This window comes from Arthrobacter sp. MW3 TE3886 (assembly GCF_041262145.1).
Lineage (GTDB): Bacteria > Actinomycetota > Actinomycetes > Actinomycetales > Micrococcaceae > Arthrobacter.
The window spans coordinates 1,779,630-1,797,895 of the sequence record NZ_JBGCAN010000001.1 but is presented as its reverse complement, the minus strand read 5'-3'; the positions used below and the strand labels follow the sequence as shown (position 1 = coordinate 1,797,895).

Annotated in this window: 19 protein-coding genes; 6 read left to right on the top strand and 13 right to left on the bottom strand. The window is 68.1% G+C overall.

From position 1 onward, the window contains the following. Nucleotides 1-3: 3 nt before the first annotated feature. Genes ABH915_RS08185 through pheS form a run of 3 tightly spaced genes read right to left on the bottom strand, consistent with a single transcriptional unit; the run spans nt 4 to nt 4,415 of the window. On the bottom strand, nt 4-762 hold the full coding sequence (locus ABH915_RS08185) for a 4'-phosphopantetheinyl transferase superfamily protein (RefSeq protein ID WP_370119778.1): 759 nt from the start codon (nt 760-762) through the stop codon (nt 4-6). Nucleotides 763-807: 45 nt separating this feature from the next. Then, entirely contained in the window at nt 808-3,351 is a 2,544-nt protein-coding gene (pheT, locus tag ABH915_RS08180; RefSeq protein WP_370119775.1) for a phenylalanine--tRNA ligase subunit beta, read from the bottom strand. Between the two features lie 2 nt (nt 3,352-3,353). Beyond that, on the bottom strand, nt 3,354-4,415 hold the full coding sequence (gene pheS / locus ABH915_RS08175) for a phenylalanine--tRNA ligase subunit alpha (protein ID WP_026538343.1): 1,062 nt from the start codon (nt 4,413-4,415) through the stop codon (nt 3,354-3,356). Nucleotides 4,416-4,674: 259 nt separating this feature from the next. On the opposite strand from pheS, the gene ABH915_RS08170 reads away from it, so the two are divergent. Both ABH915_RS08170 and ABH915_RS08165 read left to right on the top strand, forming a co-directional pair. After that, nucleotides 4,675-5,136 carry a hypothetical protein gene (locus ABH915_RS08170; RefSeq protein WP_370119772.1) on the top strand — a complete coding sequence of 154 codons (462 nt, stop codon included), beginning with the start codon at nt 4,675-4,677 and terminating at the stop codon, nt 5,134-5,136. 1 nt (nt 5,137) lies between these two features. Further along, nucleotides 5,138-5,776: an SIMPL domain-containing protein gene (locus ABH915_RS08165; protein WP_370119769.1), complete on the top strand. Its 639-nt coding sequence runs from the start codon at nt 5,138-5,140 to the stop codon at nt 5,774-5,776. Between the two features lie 81 nt (nt 5,777-5,857). Here the strand turns inward: ABH915_RS08165 and pcp are convergent, their stop codons facing one another. Next, nucleotides 5,858-6,499: a pyroglutamyl-peptidase I gene (pcp, locus tag ABH915_RS08160; RefSeq protein ID WP_370119767.1), complete on the bottom strand. Its 642-nt coding sequence runs from the start codon at nt 6,497-6,499 to the stop codon at nt 5,858-5,860. A gap of 98 nt (nt 6,500-6,597) precedes the next feature. On the opposite strand from pcp, the gene ABH915_RS08155 reads away from it, so the two are divergent. Then, entirely contained in the window at nt 6,598-7,767 is a 1,170-nt protein-coding gene (locus ABH915_RS08155) for an Rv2578c family radical SAM protein (protein WP_370119764.1), read from the top strand. A 19-nt stretch (nt 7,768-7,786) separates the two neighbouring features. Here the strand turns inward: ABH915_RS08155 and ABH915_RS08150 are convergent, their stop codons facing one another. The 4 genes from ABH915_RS08150 to ABH915_RS08135 all read right to left on the bottom strand — a co-directional run bounded on the left by ABH915_RS08150 (nt 7,787) and on the right by ABH915_RS08135 (nt 11,235). Continuing rightward, nucleotides 7,787-9,160 carry an NAD(P)(+) transhydrogenase (Re/Si-specific) subunit beta gene (locus ABH915_RS08150; RefSeq protein WP_370119761.1) on the bottom strand — a complete coding sequence of 458 codons (1,374 nt, stop codon included), beginning with the start codon at nt 9,158-9,160 and terminating at the stop codon, nt 7,787-7,789. Then, nucleotides 9,157-9,540 carry an NAD(P) transhydrogenase subunit alpha gene (locus ABH915_RS08145; protein ID WP_370124966.1) on the bottom strand — a complete coding sequence of 128 codons (384 nt, stop codon included), beginning with the start codon at nt 9,538-9,540 and terminating at the stop codon, nt 9,157-9,159. Before ABH915_RS08145 ends, ABH915_RS08150 begins: the two co-directional genes overlap by 4 nt. Then, nucleotides 9,540-10,682, bottom strand: coding sequence for an NAD(P) transhydrogenase subunit alpha (locus ABH915_RS08140; RefSeq protein WP_370119759.1), 1,143 nt, complete (start codon nt 10,680-10,682; stop codon nt 9,540-9,542). Before ABH915_RS08140 ends, ABH915_RS08145 begins: the two co-directional genes overlap by 1 nt. Before the next feature lie 106 nt (nt 10,683-10,788). Continuing rightward, on the bottom strand, nt 10,789-11,235 hold the full coding sequence (locus ABH915_RS08135; RefSeq protein WP_370119757.1) for a (deoxy)nucleoside triphosphate pyrophosphohydrolase: 447 nt from the start codon (nt 11,233-11,235) through the stop codon (nt 10,789-10,791). Between the two features lie 195 nt (nt 11,236-11,430). Here ABH915_RS08135 and ABH915_RS08130 point away from each other — a divergent pair, with 195 nt between their 5' ends. Further along, the gene (locus ABH915_RS08130; protein WP_370119755.1) at nt 11,431-12,639 is read left to right on the top strand and encodes an MFS transporter; all 1,209 of its coding nucleotides are present in this window, start codon (nt 11,431-11,433) and stop codon (nt 12,637-12,639) included. 224 nt (nt 12,640-12,863) lie between these two features. On the opposite strand, the gene ABH915_RS08125 is transcribed toward ABH915_RS08130, so the two are convergent. Next, complete coding sequence (locus tag ABH915_RS08125) at nt 12,864-13,784, bottom strand: cation diffusion facilitator family transporter (protein ID WP_026538334.1); 921 nt, start codon at nt 13,782-13,784, stop codon at nt 12,864-12,866. A 229-nt stretch (nt 13,785-14,013) separates the two neighbouring features. Here ABH915_RS08125 and ABH915_RS08120 point away from each other — a divergent pair, with 229 nt between their 5' ends. Continuing rightward, complete coding sequence (locus ABH915_RS08120) at nt 14,014-14,280, top strand: GlsB/YeaQ/YmgE family stress response membrane protein (RefSeq protein WP_018774436.1); 267 nt, start codon at nt 14,014-14,016, stop codon at nt 14,278-14,280. A gap of 148 nt (nt 14,281-14,428) precedes the next feature. Here ABH915_RS08120 and ABH915_RS08115 read toward each other — a convergent pair whose 3' ends face one another. The 4 genes from ABH915_RS08115 to infC form a co-directional block, all read right to left on the bottom strand. Then, nucleotides 14,429-15,325: a TrmH family RNA methyltransferase gene (locus ABH915_RS08115; protein ID WP_370119752.1), complete on the bottom strand. Its 897-nt coding sequence runs from the start codon at nt 15,323-15,325 to the stop codon at nt 14,429-14,431. A gap of 65 nt (nt 15,326-15,390) precedes the next feature. After that, a complete protein-coding gene (rplT, locus tag ABH915_RS08110) occupies nt 15,391-15,861 on the bottom strand; it encodes a 50S ribosomal protein L20 (RefSeq protein WP_018774438.1) in 471 nt (156 codons plus the stop codon). Nucleotides 15,862-15,983: 122 nt separating this feature from the next. After that, nucleotides 15,984-16,178 carry a 50S ribosomal protein L35 gene (gene rpmI / locus ABH915_RS08105; protein ID WP_003798720.1) on the bottom strand — a complete coding sequence of 65 codons (195 nt, stop codon included), beginning with the start codon at nt 16,176-16,178 and terminating at the stop codon, nt 15,984-15,986. A gap of 115 nt (nt 16,179-16,293) precedes the next feature. Continuing rightward, nucleotides 16,294-17,409 carry a translation initiation factor IF-3 gene (infC, locus tag ABH915_RS08100; RefSeq protein WP_370119747.1) on the bottom strand — a complete coding sequence of 372 codons (1,116 nt, stop codon included), beginning with the start codon at nt 17,407-17,409 and terminating at the stop codon, nt 16,294-16,296. A 437-nt stretch (nt 17,410-17,846) separates the two neighbouring features. On the opposite strand from infC, the gene ABH915_RS08095 reads away from it, so the two are divergent. Continuing rightward, complete coding sequence (locus tag ABH915_RS08095; protein WP_018774440.1) at nt 17,847-18,233, top strand: DUF1844 domain-containing protein; 387 nt, start codon at nt 17,847-17,849, stop codon at nt 18,231-18,233. The last annotated feature ends 33 nt before the right edge of the window (nt 18,234-18,266 follow it).

Here is an 18,266-nt window from a genome sequence, read left to right as displayed (position 1 = left end):
GCACTATGGAATGACTGCGAGGGCGACGGCGGCCACGAGGTCCGCGGGCAGGCCCGTCTCTGCCGGCGGCAGGTCCCGAAGCCCGGCGCGGCCGTTCACTGTCGGCGCCAGCACGTCCAGGGTGTCCGGGGCCGTCTGCAGCCCGGTGCCCAGCATCTTGAGCCAGGCCTCCTTGCGCGCCCATAGGCGTGCCCTCCCCCGCAGCAGCGCGATGCCGTCCAGCCCGGCGAGGTGCCGTTGTTCCGCCGGGGTCAACACGACGTCGTCGAACCCGTCGAAGTCCGCCCGGGCCGGGTCCTCGACGTCGATGCCGAGGCGCTGGCCCGGATCCGGGTCCACGACTCCGGCCAGAAGCGTCCAGCCCGCCGCGCGGGACAGGCTCAGCAGCAGCGGCACCGCCTCGCCCCGGAGCAGGTAGCCGGGCCGGCCGTGTGAGATGTCCGCGCCGGCGCCGCAGCGCGGACAGCTGTACCAGGCGGTGAGGTCCGACGCCGGAACGCCGAGCAGGCCGGCGGCGAACCGCCGCTGCGCGAGCCGTCCGGCCAGGAAGTCCTCCCGGGTCCGCGGGGTCATGGCCCGGGCCCGTCCGAGCTCGGCCCCGTCCAATAGGGAACGCGAGTCGCGTTCCAGCTGCAGTTCAGGGTGCAGGGCCGCGGCCCCGGGCACCCCCGGGTCGCCGGGAACACCTGGGTGGCCGGGAACACCTGGGTGGCCGGGAACGCGAAAGGGCGGGCAGGCACGCACAACAAGGTGTGATGCCATGACCCGCCCCTTCCAGCTACGTCTGCGCTGTGGCCAGCGCAGTTCTCAGCGCTGCACCGCTCCGAATCGTTCGTGGGCAGCGGCCACGGCACCTTCACGGGCCGCCGAGGCTTCGTCCGCCGTCAGGGTGCGGTCGTTGGCGCGGAAGCGCAGGCTGAACGCCAGCGACTTCTTGCCTTCCTCGATGCCCTTGCCTGCGTAGACGTCGAACAGCGCGACGTCTTCGAGCAGTTCGCCCGCGCCTTCACGCAGCGCAGCCAGCACCTCGGCCGCCGGGACGTCCTGCGCCACCACCAGGGCCACGTCCTGGGTGGCCACGGGGTACGTCGAGATGTGCCGGGCCACGATCACGTCGGCAGCGGCCTCGAAGAGGGCATCGGCGTTCAATTCCAGCGCCACGGAACGGGCCGGCATGTCGTGCGCCGCCAGCAGCTTCGGGTGCAGCTCGCCGGCGTAGCCCACCACTTCGCCGGTGCGCAGTTCAAGCTGCGCGGCCCGGCCCGGGTGGAAGGCCTGATGCCGGCCCTGCGTGACCAGGACCTCGACGCCGAGCACGTCGCCGGCGATCCGGGCAATGTCCACCGCGTCCGCCCAGTCCCAGGCCCGCGGGGCGTGGCCCGGGGCGGCAGGAGAGTCGTGCCCCGTGAGCACGGCGGCGAGGTGCAGCGGCTGGTCCGGGACGCCGTCGTACAGGCCATCGAGCACCTCGTCGCTGGGCTTGACGCCGAGCGGCGGAATCGTGGAGGTGCCAGGCTTCTCGCCCGGCAGGAACACGAGCCCGGCCTCGAAGAGGGCGAGGTCGCGGAAGCCACGGGAGTGGTTGCGCTTGGCCACCTCAATCAGGCCCGGCAGGACGGAGGTCCGCAGGAAGCCGTGCTCCTCGCTGATCGGGTTGGCCAGCTTGAGGGCCTTGCGCGCCGCACCCTCTTCGGGGACGCCGAAGGTGTCATTGGCGGCCTTCGAGACGAACGGGTACGCCAGCACCTCGGTGAGTCCGGCGTCGGCGAGGGCCTGGATCAGGCGGCGGCGCTGCTGCTGGACGCGGGTCAGGCCACGGCCCGGGGGCGCCACGGGCAGGGTCGCCGGGATCTTGTCGTAGCCGACCAGCCGGGCGATTTCCTCGGTGAGGTCATCCTTGGTTTCGAGGTCGTGGCGCCAGCTCGGGGCGGTCACCGTGTAGCCGCTGCCGGTCCTGGCAACGACGGCGCCGAGGTCCTCGAGCGAGGTCAGGATCTGTTCCTCGGTGAAGTCGATCCCGATCCTGGCTGCCGCGTACTCTGCCGGCAGTTCGATGGTGACGGCGTCCGGCGCGGTCCCGACGTCGGTCCCGGCCTCGTCGGCCGTTCCTCCGGCGAGTTCGACCAGCAGGTCCACCACACGCTGGGCGGCCACGTCGGCCACCTGCCAGTCCACGCCGCGTTCGAAGCGCTTGGACGCCTCCGACGGCAGCTTGTGGCGGCGGCGTGCGCGGGCGATCGAAACCTCGTCGAAGTGCGCGGCCTCGACCAGGACGTTCGTGGTGGCGTCCGAGACTTCGGTGTGGGCGCCGCCCATGACGCCGGCGATTCCGATGGGGCCGGATTCGTCGGTGATCAGCAGATCCTCGACGTCGAGCGTGCGCTCCTTGTCGTCCAGGGTGGTGATCTTCTCCCCCGCCGTGGCACGCCGGACGACGATGTCGCCGGCCAGCTTGTCCAGGTCATAGCAGTGGTTCGGCTGCCCGAGCTCGAGCATGACGTAGTTGGAGATGTCCACCGGCAGCGAGATGGACCGGATGCCGGCGAGCCGGAGGCGGGAGGTTATCCACGGCGGGGTGGGCCGGGTGGCATCCACGCCGCGCACGGTGCGGGCCACGAAACGGTCGCAGCCGGGCTTGCCGTAGATGGGGGCGTCGTCGTTGAGCTTGACGCCGTAGCCGCCGGACAGCGCCGTCGGAACCTGGACCTTGGAGACCGGGTCCGTGAACGCGGTGCCGGTGGCGTGCGCGTATTCGCGGGCCGCGCCACGGATGGAGAACGCATACCCGCGGTCCGGCGTCACGTTGATTTCGGCGGCCTGGTCGTAGAGGCCCAAGAGCTCCATGGCGTCGGTTCCGATTTCGGGATCCAGCCCGATCCGGGACAGCACCAGGATGCCGTCGTGGTCCTCGCCGATGCCCAGTTCGCGCACGGATGCGATCATGCCGGCGGAGAGGTGCCCGTAGGTCTTCCGCGCGGAAATGTGGAAGTCGCCCGGCAGCACGGCCCCCGGCAGGGTGACCACGACTTTGTCGCCTTCAACGAAGTTGTGGGCGCCGCAGATGATGCCCTGGACGCCGGAGGGGTCGATGCCGTCGCCGGTGAGGCTCTGCTGCTGGCCTTCGGGGACAACCCGGACCTGGCACCAGTTGATGGTCTTGCCGTTGGTCTGGGGTTCCTTGACGATGCTCAGCACCTGGCCCACCACGATCGGACCCCGGAGGGTATCCGTGGGGCGGTGGACTGCTTCTTCTTCAAAGCCGACCTTGACGAGCTCGGCCATGACGTCCTCGGCCGTTGCATCGGCCGGTACCTGCGCGAATTCACGCAGCCAGGAAAGTGGGATACGCACTGTTAGATCTCCATCCCGAAGTGCTCGCTGAAACGTACGTCGCCTTCAATCATGTCGCGCATGTCGCCGACCTCGTTGCGGAACATGAGGGTGCGTTCGATGCCCATGCCGAAGGCAAAGCCCGAATAGATGTCCGGGTCGATTCCGGCGGCGCGCAGGACGTTGGCGTTGACCATGCCGCAGCCGCCCCACTCGATCCAGCTGGGGCCGCCCTTGGCGCCCGGGTGCCAGATATCGAGCTCCGCGGACGGCTCGGTGAACGGGAAGTAGTTGGGCCGCAGCCGGATCTGGGCTTCCGCGCCGAACATCTGGCGTGCAAAGTGCTCCAGGGTGCCGCGGAGGTCCGCCATGCTCAGCTTCTTGTCGATGGCCAGGCCCTCGAACTGGTGGAACACCGGGGTGTGCGTCGCGTCGAGCTCGTCCGTGCGGAACACCTTGCCCGGGCACAGCACATAAATGGGCAGCTCCCGTTCCAGCATGGAGCGGACCTGAACCGGCGAGGTGTGCGTGCGCATGAGCAGGTGGGCCTCGGGCGGCTCGACGAAGAACGTGTCCTGCATGTCGCGGGCGGGGTGGTCCGGCTTGAAGTTCAGGGCATCGAAGTTGAACCATTCGGACTCGACCTCGGGCCCCTCGGCGATTTCCCAGCCCATGCCGACAAAGATGTCCGCCACGCGGTCCTGCAGCGTGGACAGCGGGTGGCGTGCACCGGCCGTGCGCCGGCGCGGCGCCGCCGTGACATCCACGGTCTCTTCGACGAGGATCCGCGCGTCGTTCTCGGCCTCGAGCGCGACCGTGCGGTCCGCGAGCGCCTTGTTGACTCGGCCCCGGGACGCGCCCATGAGCTTGCCGGCGGCGGCCTTCTGGTCCTTGGGCAGCGCGCCGATTTCACGGTTGGCGAGGCTCAGGGGGGACTTTTCGCCCGTGTGGGCGAGGCGCACGGCCTTGAGTTCATCGAGGGTCGCGGCAGCGGCGATGGCGGCAACGGCCTGGTCTACGGCGGCGGTAATGGCGGCTTCATCCAGAGGATTCGGGACGGCTGCGTCCGGCAAAGTTTCAGTCATCTACTGTTCTTAGCTACGAGTCGGATCATGCCAACAGCACGCGGCCGGGCACAGGGCGCGGCGCGGGTTCTCGGCAAGGCTTGTGGTCACTGTCCCCAGTCTAGTAGACGGCCGTCGGCGGCATGGCAACGGCCGTCTCTCACGTGACGCTGCGGTCCCGGCGGCCTCTGTGGACGCTGACGCCGGGGACATTCCCCGGGGCACGGGACATCCCGGCGGCCCCCTGACCGCCGGGCACACCCCCGGCTACCATGGCCTCATGACGCCCGGACAACGGCTTCGCCAGATCGCCAACCTGCTCAACGGGTCCACCCTGCTGGGCCTGCTGCTGGCAGCCTGTGCGCGGACAACCGTCAGCTCCGGTCCGCGCGGATTGCTGATCGCGGGCCGCTACCGCTGGCGGGTGCCGTTTGCTGCGGCCTTCACGGTGGGCAACGTGATCCTCTTCCGTGCCGGACCAGAATCCGCCCGCGCCAATCCAGTACTGCTGGGCCACGAGGAGCGCCACAGCACCCAATACGCCTGGTGCCTCGGGCTGCCGCTCCTGCCGCTGTACTTCATAGCCACCGGCTGGTCCCTCTGGCGCACGGGCAACCCGGGCAGCGCCAACGTCTTCGAGCGCCACGCCGGCCTGGAAGCGGGCGGCTACCCCCTGCCCGGGACCAACCCACGTACGCACCGCAGAACGGGCGTGACCGCCCCCGAACGTCACGAGGCCTGATATGACAGACAGCCCCCGAAGCATCTCCGTTGCAGGAACCGGCAGCGCCGAGGCGGTGCCGGACCTGCTGACCGTGTCGATCGGCGTTGAATGCCGCCGCGAGACCGTGGCCGAGGCCTACAGCGAGGCCGGAACTCGATCGACCGCCATCACGGCGGAGCTCCGGCAACACGGCGTGGACAGCGCCGACCTGTCCACCTCCGGGCTGAACGTCCGGGCCGAGCTGAATTGGCAGGATGGCCGGGGCCAGACCGTGACCGGCTATCTGGCCTCCAGCACGCTCACCGTCAGGATCCGCGAGTTGTCCGCGTCCTCCCAGATCCTTGCCGCGGCGGTTGCTGCCGGCGGCGACGCCGTCCGGCTGAATGGTCTGGCTCTCGGCTTCGCCGACTCCTCGGCCGTCGAGGCCCGGGCCCGGGAGGCCGCCTGGCAGGACGCCCGCACCACCGCGGAGCATTACGCCGCCCTCGCCGGAGCCAGGCTGGGCAGGGTCCTGTCCCTCACCCAGCACACCGGCTTCCAGGCGCCGATCCCGGTGGCGAAGATGCAGCGGGAAGTGGCGGTGGCCTCACTGACCGTCGAGGCCGGCGAGTCGGGCGTCACCGCCACAGTCGGCGTCGTCTGGGAACTGCTGGACTAACCGTTTTGTAATGGTGGGGGCAGTTGTTTCCCGTCGCCGACGGCGGCCACCCCCGGCTCGGGCGACGATGACCGGCTGGGGCTAGTGGGTTGCGCCGGCAGGGAGCTTGAGATCCGCCGTCGTCGCCAGCGCAGTGCGCACGACGACGGCGAGCGCCGCCGCCATCTGGGGGCCCGGCAGCGCCGGGGCACTGCTCCCTGCCGGAAGCTGGGTGTCCGCGTAGGGGACGTGGACGAAGCCTCCCCTGGTGCCCGGGCGGAGCCGCAGGGCGTGCATGAGCGCGTAGAAGACATGGTTGCAGACATAGGTCCCTGCGCTCTGGGACACTTCGGCCGGGATCTGCTCTGCGGCCAACGCCGCGAGCGCCGCTTTGACGGGCAGGGACGTGAAATAGGCTGCGGGTCCGCCCGGGACCACGGGTTCGTCCACGGGCTGGTTGCCGGCATTGTCCGGAATCCGGGCGTCATCACAATTGATGGCCACCCGTTCCAGCGAGATGCGCGCCCTCCCGCCGGCCTGGCCGGTGCACAGCACAAGCTCTGGCTGGAAGCGCTCGAGGGCCTCCGCCAGCACCGTGGCCGATTCGCCAAAGACGCAGGGCAATTCCACCGCCCGGACCTCCAGCCCGTCGGATTGGAGCAGCCGCGCGGCCGAACGGGCCGCGGCCCACGACGGATTGGCCGTATCGCCGCCAAATGGCTCGAACCCGGTCAGGAGAATCATCGCCCCAGCCTAGCAACGCGCTCGCACTGCCGCGGCTGACTGCGCCGCCGCCGGCTGGCATCCTTGACATTCAGTCGAACATATATTCGAATGTAGGCATGAGATGGGACGCACAAGCACTTGAGCGCGGTGCCTCACCTGACGCCGTTTCCGCCGATTCGCCGGCCGCCGCTGCCCTGCTGCCGCTGGCCGGGCTGGTCCGGTCCGTGTCCACACCGGAGTTTGCCGGGATCACCTTCCATGAGGTCACCGCCAAGTCGGTGCTCAACAAGGTGGTCGCCGGTTCGCGGATGCCGTTCGACTGGACCATCAACCCCTACCGCGGCTGCAGCCACGCCTGCGTCTACTGCTTCGCGCGCAAGAGCCACACGTATCTGGACTTCGACGCCGGCCTGGACTTCGACAGCCAGGTGGTGGTCAAGATCAACGCCGCCGAGGTCCTGCGCCGGGAACTGGCCAAGCCCTCCTGGCGGCACGAGCACGTGGCCCTTGGCACCAACACGGACCCGTACCAGCGCGCCGAGGGCCGCTACCAGCTCATGCCCGGCATCATCGGCGCCCTCGCCGATTCCGGCACTCCCCTGTCCATCCTCACCAAGGGCACGCTCCTGGCCCGGGACATCCCGCTGCTGAAGCATGCCGCCGCCCAGGTCCCGATCGGGGTGGGCATCTCGCTGGCCATGACCGACGAGCACCTCTCCGAAGCCGTGGAACCGGGCACGCCCGGGCCACGCGCGCGGCTGAAGCTCATCTCCCGGCTGCGGGAGGCGGGCCTGCCCTGCGGCGTCATGGCCATGCCCATCCTGCCGTGGCTCTCGGACAGCGACGACGCCCTCAACTCCCTCTTCGGCGCCCTGGCCGCGGCCGGCGCCACAGGGGTCACGGCCGGTGCGCTGTACCTGAAGCCGGGCACCCGCGAATGGTTCATGCAGTGGATCGCCCGCGAACATCCGCAGCTGGCGGGCAAGTACCGCCGTCTGTACGGCAGCGGATCGTACGCGTCCAAGGAATACCGGGCGTGGCTGGCCGGCCGGATCCGATATTTCAAGGACCTGCACGGCTTCACCGGCTCGCAGGGCTTCAGCCACCGGAACCTTGACGGCGGCAGCGGCCATGACGACGCCCGGGAGGAAGAAGCCCAGTACCCGGCCGGCAGCATCCCGGACACCGCCGGGCATGCAAGCACAGGCCACTCCGGCGCAGCCCCTTCCGGGGCCATCCGTTCCGACGCCATCCGTTCCGACACTGCCCAGCCCACGCTGTTTTGATGCGCCGGGCGGGGTACGCCTAGAGCGCCTTGACCGCTCCGAGCACCCTGGCCAGCGAATCCTTGGCGTCCCCGAACAGGAGCGTGGTCTTGGGGTCGTGCAGGAGCTCATTCTCGATGCCGGCAAAACCCGGGCGCATCGACCGCTTCAGGAACACGACCTGCTGGGCCTGCACCACCTCCAGGATCGGCATCCCGTAAATCGGCGAACCCGGGGAGGACTTGGCCGCCGGGTTCACGACGTCGTTGGCGCCGACCACCAGAACGATATCCGTGGTCGCGAATTCGGGATTGACTTCCGCCAGTTCCCGCAGGGACTCGTACGGTACGTTGGCCTCGGCCAGCAGCACATTCATGTGGCCCGGCATGCGACCCGCCACGGGGTGGATGGCGAACACGACATCCACGCCGCGGGCGCCCAAGGCCGTGGCGAGCTCCGCCACGGTGTGCTGGCCCTGGGCCACGGCAAGCCCGTAGCCGGGAACGATCACCACGCGCTGGGCGTAGCCGAGCTGGACGGCAATGTCCTCCGGGGACGAGGAACGCACAGGCCGGTCGCTCAGGGCGGTGGATCCCGCCGTCGAGCCGCCCTTGAACGCCCCGAACATGATTCCGCCGACTCCGCGGCCCATGGCCGAGGCCATGACCTTGGTCAGGATGGTGCCGCTCGCGCCCACCAGCGTCCCGGCGACCAGCAGCAGGACATTGCCCAAGACCACGCCGGACGCCGCCACCGCCAGCCCCGTGAACGCGTTCAGCAGGGAGATGACAATCGGCACGTCCGCCCCGCCCACGGGCAACACCAGGAGCAGCCCGGCCGCGAGACTCAGGCCCAGCAGCGCGAGCGACCAGCCAAGCGAGCCGGTCAGAACCACCACCGCTCCGGAAACGACCGCCCCCAGCAGGACGGCACCCATGACCCAGGGCATGCCGGGGAACAGCAGCGGGCGGGTGCTGATGAGTTCCTGCAGCTTGCCCACGGTCACCGCGGAGCCGGCGAAGGACACGGCGCCCACGAGCATGGTGAAGACCACGGCCAGGCGGACCCAGGGGTTCTCCTGGTGGCCGAGTTCCAGTACGGCGACGAGCGCCGCGGCCCCGCCTCCGACGCCGTTGAAGAGCGCCACGAGTTGGGGCATCTGGGTCATCTGCACCCGGCGGGCCACGGGGACGGCAAGCGCGGCGCCCACGGCGATGGCCACGAGGATGAGCGGAATATTTTCCAGCCGTACCGAGAAGAACACGGTGACGACGGCGAGGAGCGCCCCGGCCGCGCCGATGGCGTTGCCGCGGCGGGCGGTGCGGGGCGAGCTGAGGCCCTTCAGCGCCAGGATGAAGCAGACGGCGGCCACAAGGTAGAGCAGGGCTGTCCATTCGGGGCTCAGCAGGCTCATCTGGGCTCCCCTGCCGCGCCGGCGGAGCCCCCCTCTCCGGGGTGCCCTTCACCCGCCGTTCCGCCAGCTTTGGTGTGCCCGGTTGAGGCGGGGATGCGTGCCCGCTTGTGGGCGCTAAACATCTCCAGCATCCGGTCCGTGACCACAAAGCCTCCCACCAGGTTGACGGTGGCCAGGACGACGGCCAGGAGCGCGATGCCGAGCACCCAGGGGTCACTGGCCTGTCCGGCCACGATGATCGCGCCGACCAAAATGATGCCGTGGATGGCGTTGGCCCCGGACATGAGCGGTGTGTGCAGCTTGCTGGTGACCTTGGAAACCACTTCGAAGCCAACGAACACCGCTAGCACCACCACGGTCAACAACGCGATCGGGCCCATCATGCCTCCCTTTCCAATGCTTCCGCGGTGGGGGCATGCCGCACCGCGCCGCCGTGGGTCAGGCACGTTCCGGCGACCACGTCGTCGTTGAAGTCCGGGGCCACCGCACCGCAGTCGGTCATGAGCGCGAGGAAGTTGCTGACGTTCCGGGCGAAAAGCCGGGACGCATCCGAGGGCATGGCGGATGCCGCGTCCTGCAGGCCCACGAGCGTGACCGATCCGCCGTCGACCGGCACCTGCACGTCCTGGCCGGCGATCACGCCTTCGACGTTGCCTCCGGACTCCGCGGCGAGGTCGACGACGACGGATCCGGCCCGCATGCTGGCCACCATGGCGGTGGTCACCAGCAAGGGAGCCGCCCGGCCGGGGATGGCCGCCGTCGTGATCAGGACGTCCGCCGCCGCGACGTGCGGGGCCAGGAGGCTGCGCTGGCGTTGCGCCCGGTCCTCGCCGAGGGCACGGGCGTAGCCTCCGGTTCCTTCTGCTGCCGCATCGATGTCCAGGTTGATGAAAGTGCCACCCATCGAAGCGACTTCCTCGGCGGAGGCGGCCCGGATGTCGTTGGCCGAGACCCTGGCGCCGAGCCGTTTCGCCGTGCCGATCGCCTGCAGCCCGGCGACACCGGCTCCAAGGACCAGCACCCGCGCCGGCGGGATGGTACCGGCGGCGGTCATGTAGAGCGGGAAGAACCGCGGGTAGCGGACGGCCGCTTCCAGCACGGCGCGGTAACCGGTGACCAGGGACTGCGAGCTGAGCGCATCCATGGACTGTGCCCGGGAGATCCGCGGAAGCAGTTCCAGGGCGAACGAGGTGGTTCCGGCGGCGGCGAGTGCCCGCACGGTGGGCAGTTCCGAGGACGGCGACGCCAGCCCGATGGTGACCGTGCCGGGCCGCAGCCGGGCGGCGGCCTCCGGGGTGAGCGGGCGGACGTGCAGCAGGACGTCCAGGGCCTCCAACGGGAGTTCGGAGATCACCGTCGCGCCGGCCTCCTTGAAGGCGGCGTCGGCGTAGCCTGCTTCGGTGCCGGCGCCGCCCTCCACCAGGAGATGGAGCCCGAGGGCTGTCAGCTGCTGGACCGTCTCCGGTGTGGCTGCGACGCGGCGTTCTCCGGCTCGCTGCTCTCGTCCGACACCGACCTGCACGGGCCACTCCTCTCGACTGGGATCAGAGTAGGCACATGGCCGACGGTTTGGCGAGAGGCGGGCTTCCGAAGCCCGCCGGCGAGTCCGGTCAGCGGCCCAGTCCGGCTCACACTCCCCGCGGCCCGGTGGCCTGCACTGCCGCCAGGAGGGCCTCGACGATGGGGAAGTCCGCCGGGATCCACGGCAGGTCCAGGACCTCTGACGGGTTGCGGAGGTCGAGCCAGCGCAGTTCGTCGTGGTCCTCCAGCGGCCGGGGTTCTCCCTGCGCGAGTTCCGCGAACCAGACCCTCATCGCCGCCTTCGCGTTCAGCGGCCAGCCCGTGGCGGTTTCCGCGGGCAGCTCGGCTCCGAGCCGCACCAGCACGCCCAGTTCTTCCCGGAGCTCGCGGTGCAGGGCATCCTCGGCTGCCTCGCCGGGTTCTACCTTTCCGCCCGGGAACTCCCACATTCCGGCAAACTGCGGCGGCGCCGTGCGCCGGGCCGCCAGGAGCATGCCCGGTTGGGCCAGGGAGTCCACTACTGCGCCGCCAACGACGCCAATGAGTCCAGTCACGCCCACAAGTCTAAGGCTGGCGCATTGTCCGGCGTTGGGGACCGGGGGCCGGGAGCCGGTCCTGGTAGGGGACAATGGTGGAGGCGGCCGTCCGTACACCCCGCGGAATATTCGGCGCCCCCTCCCCGTTCTTAAAAGCATATTTATCTGTCCGATCCCTCCGGCTTCTCCCGGAAAATCTCTCCGAAAAGACGAATGACAACCACCACACACGCCCCGGCACCGTCCAAGACCGGCACCCGTCACGTTGCCCTGGCCATCATTGCCCTGGCGATGGGCGGCTTTGGCATCGGCACCACGGAATTCACCATGATGGGCCTGCTCAAGGAGATCGAAGCGGGCTTGAACATCAGCACGCCCGAGGCAGGTCACCTGATTTCGGCCTACGCCCTCGGCGTCGTGATCGGTGCGCCGGTGCTGGCCGCCGTCGGTGCCAAACTCCCGCGGAAGTATCTGGCCCTGGGGCTCATGCTCTTCTTCAGCATCGCCAACCTCAGTTCCTTCCTCGCCCCGGACTACGGCTCCATGCTCGTGTCCCGGTTCGCCGCGGGGCTGCCCCACGGCGCCTTCTTCGGGGTCGCGGCCGTGATTGCCGCCTCCCTGGTGGCGCCGACCAAGCGGGGTTGGGCCATTTCGATGGTCATGGCCGGGCTGACGGTGTCCAACGTCATCGGCGTCCCCTTCGCCACCTGGCTGGGCCAGAACTACGGGTGGCGGCTGCTGTTCCTGCTGGTGGGCCTGATCGGCATCATTACGCTCTTCATGCTGTGGAAGTTCGTCCCGTTCCAGAAACCGCACGCAGATGCCAGCTTCCGCCGTGAGCTCGGCGCGCTCAAGCGGCTGCAGGTGTGGCTTGCCATCCTGGTCGGCATCGTCGGCTTCGGCGGTTTCTTCGCGACCTACACCTACATTGCGCACACCATGACGTCCGTCGCCGGCCTCCCGGCGCCCTGGCTGCCGCTGGTCGTGGCGCTGTACGGCGTGGGCATGGTGGCGGGCAACATTGTTGGCGGCCGGATTGCCGACAAGTCCGTCATGGGCACGATTTACTGGGTGCTGCCCGGCACTGCCGTGGCGCTCGTGGTTTATGCCGTGGGCGTCCACTGGGCCTGGTCCGCACTGGTCATGGTGTTCGTCGTTGGTGCTGCGGGGTCCATGCTGGTTCCGGCCCTGCAGACCAGGCTGCTGGACGCGTCCCCGGACGCACCGTCGCTGGCCTCCTCGCTGAACCATGCTGCGCTCAACGTCGCCAACGCCCTGGGCGCCTTCCTGGGCGGACTGGTGATCGCCTGGGGCTGGGGCTACGTCGCCCCCGCGCTCGTGGGCGCCGTCCTGGCCGTGCTGGGGCTCGGGGTCGCCGCCATCAGCGGCGCCGTGGAACGTAGGCGGCCGCTGGCCTCCTAGCCGCCCCGCCGCCGCGCCGCCGCGGAACACAAGCCGCGGCACAACAATCGCGGAACAACAGCAGAGGCAACAGCAGCGGCGACAACCTGCAGATGCCCCAAAAGAACAGCAGTCCTGCCCGGTGATGCACCGGGCAGGACTGCTGTCTTGTTGGGGGGCTGCCGTTCTGTCCGGCGGCTGCCGTCGTCCCTATGGGCTTCCGTTCCGCCTATGGGCGGGGCGGCTCAGGGGGCGCTGACGCGCTGCACGTCCGGTTCCAGGTAGATGACCCGGGCAATCGGGACGGCTTCCCGGACGCGGACCTCCGCGTCGTCAATCGCCTTCGCAATGTCCTGGCCCGAGTCCGAGCTCCCGATGCTGATCTTGGCCGCCACCAGCAGCTCCTCGGGGCCAAGGTGCATGGTCTTGAGGTGAATGATGCTGGTGCCGCCGGCCTCGATCGCGCTGCGGATCTTGGCGACGTCATCGCGGGTGGCCGACTCGCCCAGCAGCAGGGACTTGGTTTCCATGGCCAGCACTACGGCGATCGCCACGAGCAGCAGACCGATCATCGCGGTGCCGAGGGCGTCCCAGATGCCGTTTCCGGTCAGGATCGTCAGGCCCACGCCGAAGAGCGCGAACACCAGGCCCACGAGGGCGCCGAAGTCCTCGAGCAGGATCACCGGGAGTTCCGGCTGCTTGGCGTTGCGGATGAACTTAACCCAGCTCTGCTTCCCGCGGAGGGGGTTGGACTCCATGATCGCGGTCCGGAACGAGAAGGACTCGGCGATGATCGCGCCGATCAGGACGGCCAGCGGCACCCACCAGAAGTCCCCCTCGATGGCGTGCGGGTGCTGGATTTTTCCCCAGGCCTCATACAGCGCGAACAGGCCTCCGACGCTGAACAGCACTATCGAGACAATGAAGGCGTAGATGTAACGCTCGCGGCCGTAGCCGAACGGGTGCTCGGGGCTGGCTTCCCGCTGCGCGCGCTTGCCGCCGAGCAGGAGCAGGAGCTGGTTGCCGGAGTCTGCGATGGAGTGAATTGCCTCGGCCAGCATGGACGAGGACAGCGTCAGAAAGTAGGCGACGAACTTCAAAACGGCGATGGTCAGGTTTGCGGCCAGTGCCGCGAGAATCGCCTTGGTACCGCCATTTGCAGCCACTTGAGCTTCTCCTTGAGGTGTTCGTCCGGGGTGTACGCGAACACCGGAAGAACCCAGCGCCCACAAGGAATACCGTACCCGTTTCCGGGCCGCCGCCGAACCGCGGCAGGACCGGCGCTGCCGCGTAACGATTGGGTAGTCCCCTGCTGACAAGCAATCCGCCCTATGTTAGCTTGAAGCCATACTCGGGATTCACAATTTGGATGCCGACGAATATGTAGGAGGAGACATGGGCTTTCTTGGCTGGATCATTCTCGGACTCATAGTAGGTGCAATCGTCAAGGCAGTCTTGCCCGGCAGGGTCGGTGGCGGCTGGGTTACCAGCCTCGTGCTCGGCGTCGTCGGCGCAATTGTCGGCGGCTGGATCGGGGACCTGCTGTTTGGCGGCGGCAAGATGGAATTCTGGAATCTCGGTTCCTGGCTCTTGGCCATCGTCGGTGGCCTCGCGGCCGCACTCATCTACGGCGCCATCACAGGGCGCAACAAGACCACCTAATTCTTCGAGGCACTGACCGACCACCCTGTGTGGGGCGGCAGTGACAGTACGACGGCGGGGCCCACCATTCGGTGGGCCCCGCCGTTCGTTTGGCCTGCGTTCCGGCGCGGATTCCTGCCGGAGACCTGCCAGTTTCCTGCAGAACCCCCTAGCGCGCCTGCTGGGAGCGGGCGCTGGCGTAGAGGCAGACGGTGGCTGCGGTGCCGAGGTTCAGGCTTTCCGCTGACCCATAGACCGGCACGGCCACCCGGTGGTCGGCCAGCGCGATCTCGTCCTCGGACAGGCCCTGGGCCTCGTTGCCGAAGAGCCAGGCGGTGGGCTGTTCCAGCGCGTAGACCGGTTCGGCGGCGGAGGCCCCCAGGCGGCGGGCGGCGTTCTCATCCTGGAGACGGTCCAGGTCCAGTTGTCCCTTGCCGTCCGCGGCGAGCACACCGACGCCGCGTTCCTTGCAGCGGGCCACGACCTCTTCAACCTCCGCGCCAAGGACAACGGGCAGATGGAACAGGGAACCCGCCGTCGAACGCACGGCCTTTGGGTTGTAGATGTCCACGCTCGAGCCGGTCAGGATGACGGCGTCGGCGCCGGCGGCGTCGGCCGCCCGCAGCACGGTGCCGGCGTTGCCGGGGTCACGGACCTGGCACAGGACGGCAATCAGCCGTGGTCCGGCGTTGAGCACCTGCTCAAGGCTGACGTCCAGGAAGCCGCAGACGGCGACGATGCCCTGCGGGGTGACGGTGTCCGCCATCGCTGCAATCACTTCGTCGGTGGCAAGGTGCGCGTGGGTTCCCTCGGCCAGCTGCTCCAGCTCCGGGTGGCGGTCCAGGCAGGCCTCGGTGGCGTACACCTCATAGACGATGCCCGGCTCCCCCGCGGCAACCCTCTTCCGGTGCAGGACCAGGGCCTCCCGGACCGCCTGCGGGCCTTCGGCCAGGAACTCGCGACGCTTTAAACGCGCCGGGCGCCCGGCAAGCTGTGCCACCTTCCTCATCCGATCAGCTCGGGGGTTGGAAAGTGGTAAGTCTTGCGGGCGCCCGGTTTCGTTCATATAAGAACCTTAGTGGCTATTGCCGCCGGCTCTTGAACGACGCAGTTTTTCAACCGCGGCAGGAACTACTTTGCAGCCTCGGCGTCAGCCTTCTTGGCAGCAGGCTTCTTCGCGGGAGCCTTCTTGGCTGCCTTGGGAGCCGGAGCGGCTTCAGCCTGGACGGCCGGAGCGGACGTGTCGGCGGGAAGCGAGTCCTTGGCGACCTTGACCAGCGCGGCGAAGGCGTTGGCGTCGGAAACGGCAAGCTCGGCCAGCATGCGGCGGTCAACCTCAACCTCAGCGGCCTTCAGGCCCTGGATCAGACGGTTGTAGGTCAGGCCGTTGGCGCGCGATGCAGCGTTGATGCGCTGGATCCAAAGACGGCGGAAGTCGCCCTTCTTCTTCTTGCGGTCACCATAGCTGTACACAAACGAGTGCAGCAGCTGCTCTTTTGCCTTGCGGTACAGGCGTGAACGCTGTCCGCGGTAACCCTTTGCGCGTTCGAGGATAACCCGGCGCTTCTTGTGGGCGTTAACCGCCCTCTTCACACGTGCCACGTGCGTACTCCTTAGAAAATTTCTGATCCCAAGCGTCTACTGCCGGAACGGTCCGGCTGGCCTGAGAAGCCTTTTTGGTAGTTGACTGCTGCCAGGTGGCGAACAGTCAGAGAACTTGGAACTTAGATGCCGAGCATCTTCCGGATGACCTTGGCGTCGCCCTTGAAGACGATCTTGTCGCCGGCAAGGCGACGGGTCAGCCGGGAGGACTTGTGCTCGAGGTAGTGGCGGCGGTTGGCCTGCTGGCGGCGCAGCTTGCCGGTACCGGTCAGCTTGAAGCGCTTCTTAGCACCGCTGTGGGTCTTCATCTTCGGCATGGGAACCGATCTCCTTACGTATCCGCAGAAAAGTCTGCAGCTCTTTCGTGCAGCCACCCCTGCGGGCGGCGTGCTGGTTGCCTGCTGCCGGACATTGCTGTCCGGCAGCCGTGAACTAGTTGGTCTTCTTGGTGCCAGGCTTGGCGGCTGCCCGGGGGGCGGCCGGCCGCGCGGCGGGCTTCGGCGCTGCAGGCCTCGGCACCGGCTTCGGAGCAGCAACCGGCTTCGGTGCTGCTGCCGGAGCAGCTGCCTTTTCCTCGGGAGCCTTCGCTGCCGCCGGGGCCGGAGCGGCCTTCGGAGCCGCAGGGGCCTTGGCTGCTGCAGGCTTCTCGGCGGCCTTCGGAGCCGCGGGGGCCTTGGCTGCTGCAGGCTTCTCGGCCGCCTTCGGAGCCGCGGGGGCCTTCGCTGCTGCAGGCTCCTCGGCCGCCTTCGGAGCAGCCTCCTTCGGCGCTTCCTGGGCAGGAGCCTCATCGGCCTTGGTCTCTGCAACCTTGGCTTCTTCGGCCGGGGCCGCTTCAACCTTGGTCTCTTCAACCTTGGTCTCTTCGCCCTTGGCTTCTTCGACCTTGGTCTCTTCGACCGGTGCCTCCGTTGCGGGAGCCTCCGGCGATACGACGTAGCCTTCCGGCAGGAGGTCCGACAGCGTCTGGGTCAGCGGGGCGCTGCCACCGGAGACATCGACGCGTCCCGAAGCCTTGGCCTCGTTCTCGGCCTTGGCTTCGGCGCGCTGCGTTGCGCGGCGGGCCTCCGCCTTGGCTTCGGCCTTGTTCTTCAGCGGGCCAACCACCATGACCATGTTGCGGCCATCGATGCGCGGGCTGGACTCCACCACACCAACTTCGGCGACGTCGTCGGCGAAGCGCTGGAGCAGGCGGATGCCCATCTCGGGGCGCTGCTGCTCACGGCCGCGGAACTGGATCATGGCCTTGACCTTGTCGCCGGCACCGAGGAAGCGGAGCGCGTGGCCGCGCTTCGTTTCATAGTCGTGGGTGTCGATCTTCAGGCGGAAACGGATTTCCTTCAGGACCGTGTTGGTCTGGTTCTTCCGGGCCTCGCGTGCCTTGACAGCCGCTTCGTACTTGTACTTGCCGAAGTCCATCAGCTTGCACACCGGAGGCTTCGCCTGCGGTGCAACTTCAACGAGATCAAGATCGGACTCGGCAGCCAAACGCAGGGCATCCTCAATACGGACAATTCCTACTTGTTCGCCTGCAGGGCCGACCAGCCGCACCTCGGGGACGCGGATACGCTCATTGATTCTTGGCTCGCTAATGTTAAAGCTCCTGTGTTCGTGAGGGGTATTCCACCGGCAAAAAGAGAAGGCCCCCAATTGCCGGAGCAATCGGAGGCCTCGAGATCGGAGCTGCCGCCCCCAATGGGGCGACATGCACTTCCTGCGGACCGGAGTCCGAGGCAGTGCCCGACCAGGTACCCGGCAACCTTGACTCCTGGATAGGAGGGGCTTCCCGAAGGAAGTTTCGCGGCTGACGCGGGTGGGAGAGAACTCCGCTTGCAAACTAAAGCCAACTCTACAGAAAGAAACCCGTTCAACGCACGTATGCGTCGCCGGGCGCCAACTTCAGTGACTAGCACTGGCAGTCAGAACACTGCATCCTATAAAAGCTTGAGAATAACGACATTTAGTCGGTCTGTGACAAGCTTACCAGCATGAGCACTTCAGATAGTAATTCCCACGTCTTCGAGCCCGCAGCCGCCCAGGCGGACGTCTCGCAGCAGATCCGCGACATCTCGGAAGTCCCCTCGATCGAGGTCATCACCACGGCCGCCGTGCACCTGATGAGCGCCGCCGCCGTGAAGCTCGGCCTTGCCGCCGAGGAAAATGCCCAGGAACTCAAGGACCTGGACGAGGCCCGCAAGCTGATCACCGCCCTTGCCGGCCTGGTGACCGCGGCGGCCCCGGAAATCGGCTCACAGCACGCTGGACCGTTGCGCGATGGACTCCGCTCGCTCCAGCTGGCCTTCCGCGAGGAATCGATCATTCCGGATGCTCCGGGCAAAGGCCCGGGCGAGAAGTACACCGGCCCCGTCAACTAAAGCACTTTCGTCAGCTAGGAAAACGCCGGCGGG

Excerpts from the sequence above, each read along its gene's own strand:
- ABH915_RS08185 (WP_370119778.1), bottom strand. The coding sequence starts at position 762 with ATGGCATCACACCTTGTTGTGCGTGCCTGCCCGCCCTTTCGCGTTCCC.
- pheS (WP_026538343.1), bottom strand. The coding sequence starts at position 4,415 with ATGACTGAAACTTTGCCGGACGCAGCCGTCCCGAATCCTCTGGATGAA.
- ABH915_RS08170 (WP_370119772.1), top strand. The coding sequence starts at position 4,675 with ATGACGCCCGGACAACGGCTTCGCCAGATCGCCAACCTGCTCAACGGG.
- ABH915_RS08165 (WP_370119769.1), top strand. The coding sequence starts at position 5,138 with ATGACAGACAGCCCCCGAAGCATCTCCGTTGCAGGAACCGGCAGCGCC.
- pcp (WP_370119767.1), bottom strand. The coding sequence starts at position 6,499 with ATGATTCTCCTGACCGGGTTCGAGCCATTTGGCGGCGATACGGCCAAT.
- ABH915_RS08155 (WP_370119764.1), top strand. The coding sequence starts at position 6,598 with ATGAGATGGGACGCACAAGCACTTGAGCGCGGTGCCTCACCTGACGCC.
- ABH915_RS08150 (WP_370119761.1), bottom strand. The coding sequence starts at position 9,160 with ATGAGCCTGCTGAGCCCCGAATGGACAGCCCTGCTCTACCTTGTGGCC.
- ABH915_RS08145 (WP_370124966.1), bottom strand. The coding sequence starts at position 9,540 with ATGGGCCCGATCGCGTTGTTGACCGTGGTGGTGCTAGCGGTGTTCGTT.
- ABH915_RS08130 (WP_370119755.1), top strand. The coding sequence starts at position 11,431 with ATGACAACCACCACACACGCCCCGGCACCGTCCAAGACCGGCACCCGT.
- ABH915_RS08120 (WP_018774436.1), top strand. The coding sequence starts at position 14,014 with ATGGGCTTTCTTGGCTGGATCATTCTCGGACTCATAGTAGGTGCAATC.
- ABH915_RS08115 (WP_370119752.1), bottom strand. The coding sequence starts at position 15,325 with ATGAACGAAACCGGGCGCCCGCAAGACTTACCACTTTCCAACCCCCGA.
- rpmI (WP_003798720.1), bottom strand. The coding sequence starts at position 16,178 with ATGCCGAAGATGAAGACCCACAGCGGTGCTAAGAAGCGCTTCAAGCTG.
- ABH915_RS08095 (WP_018774440.1), top strand. The coding sequence starts at position 17,847 with ATGAGCACTTCAGATAGTAATTCCCACGTCTTCGAGCCCGCAGCCGCC.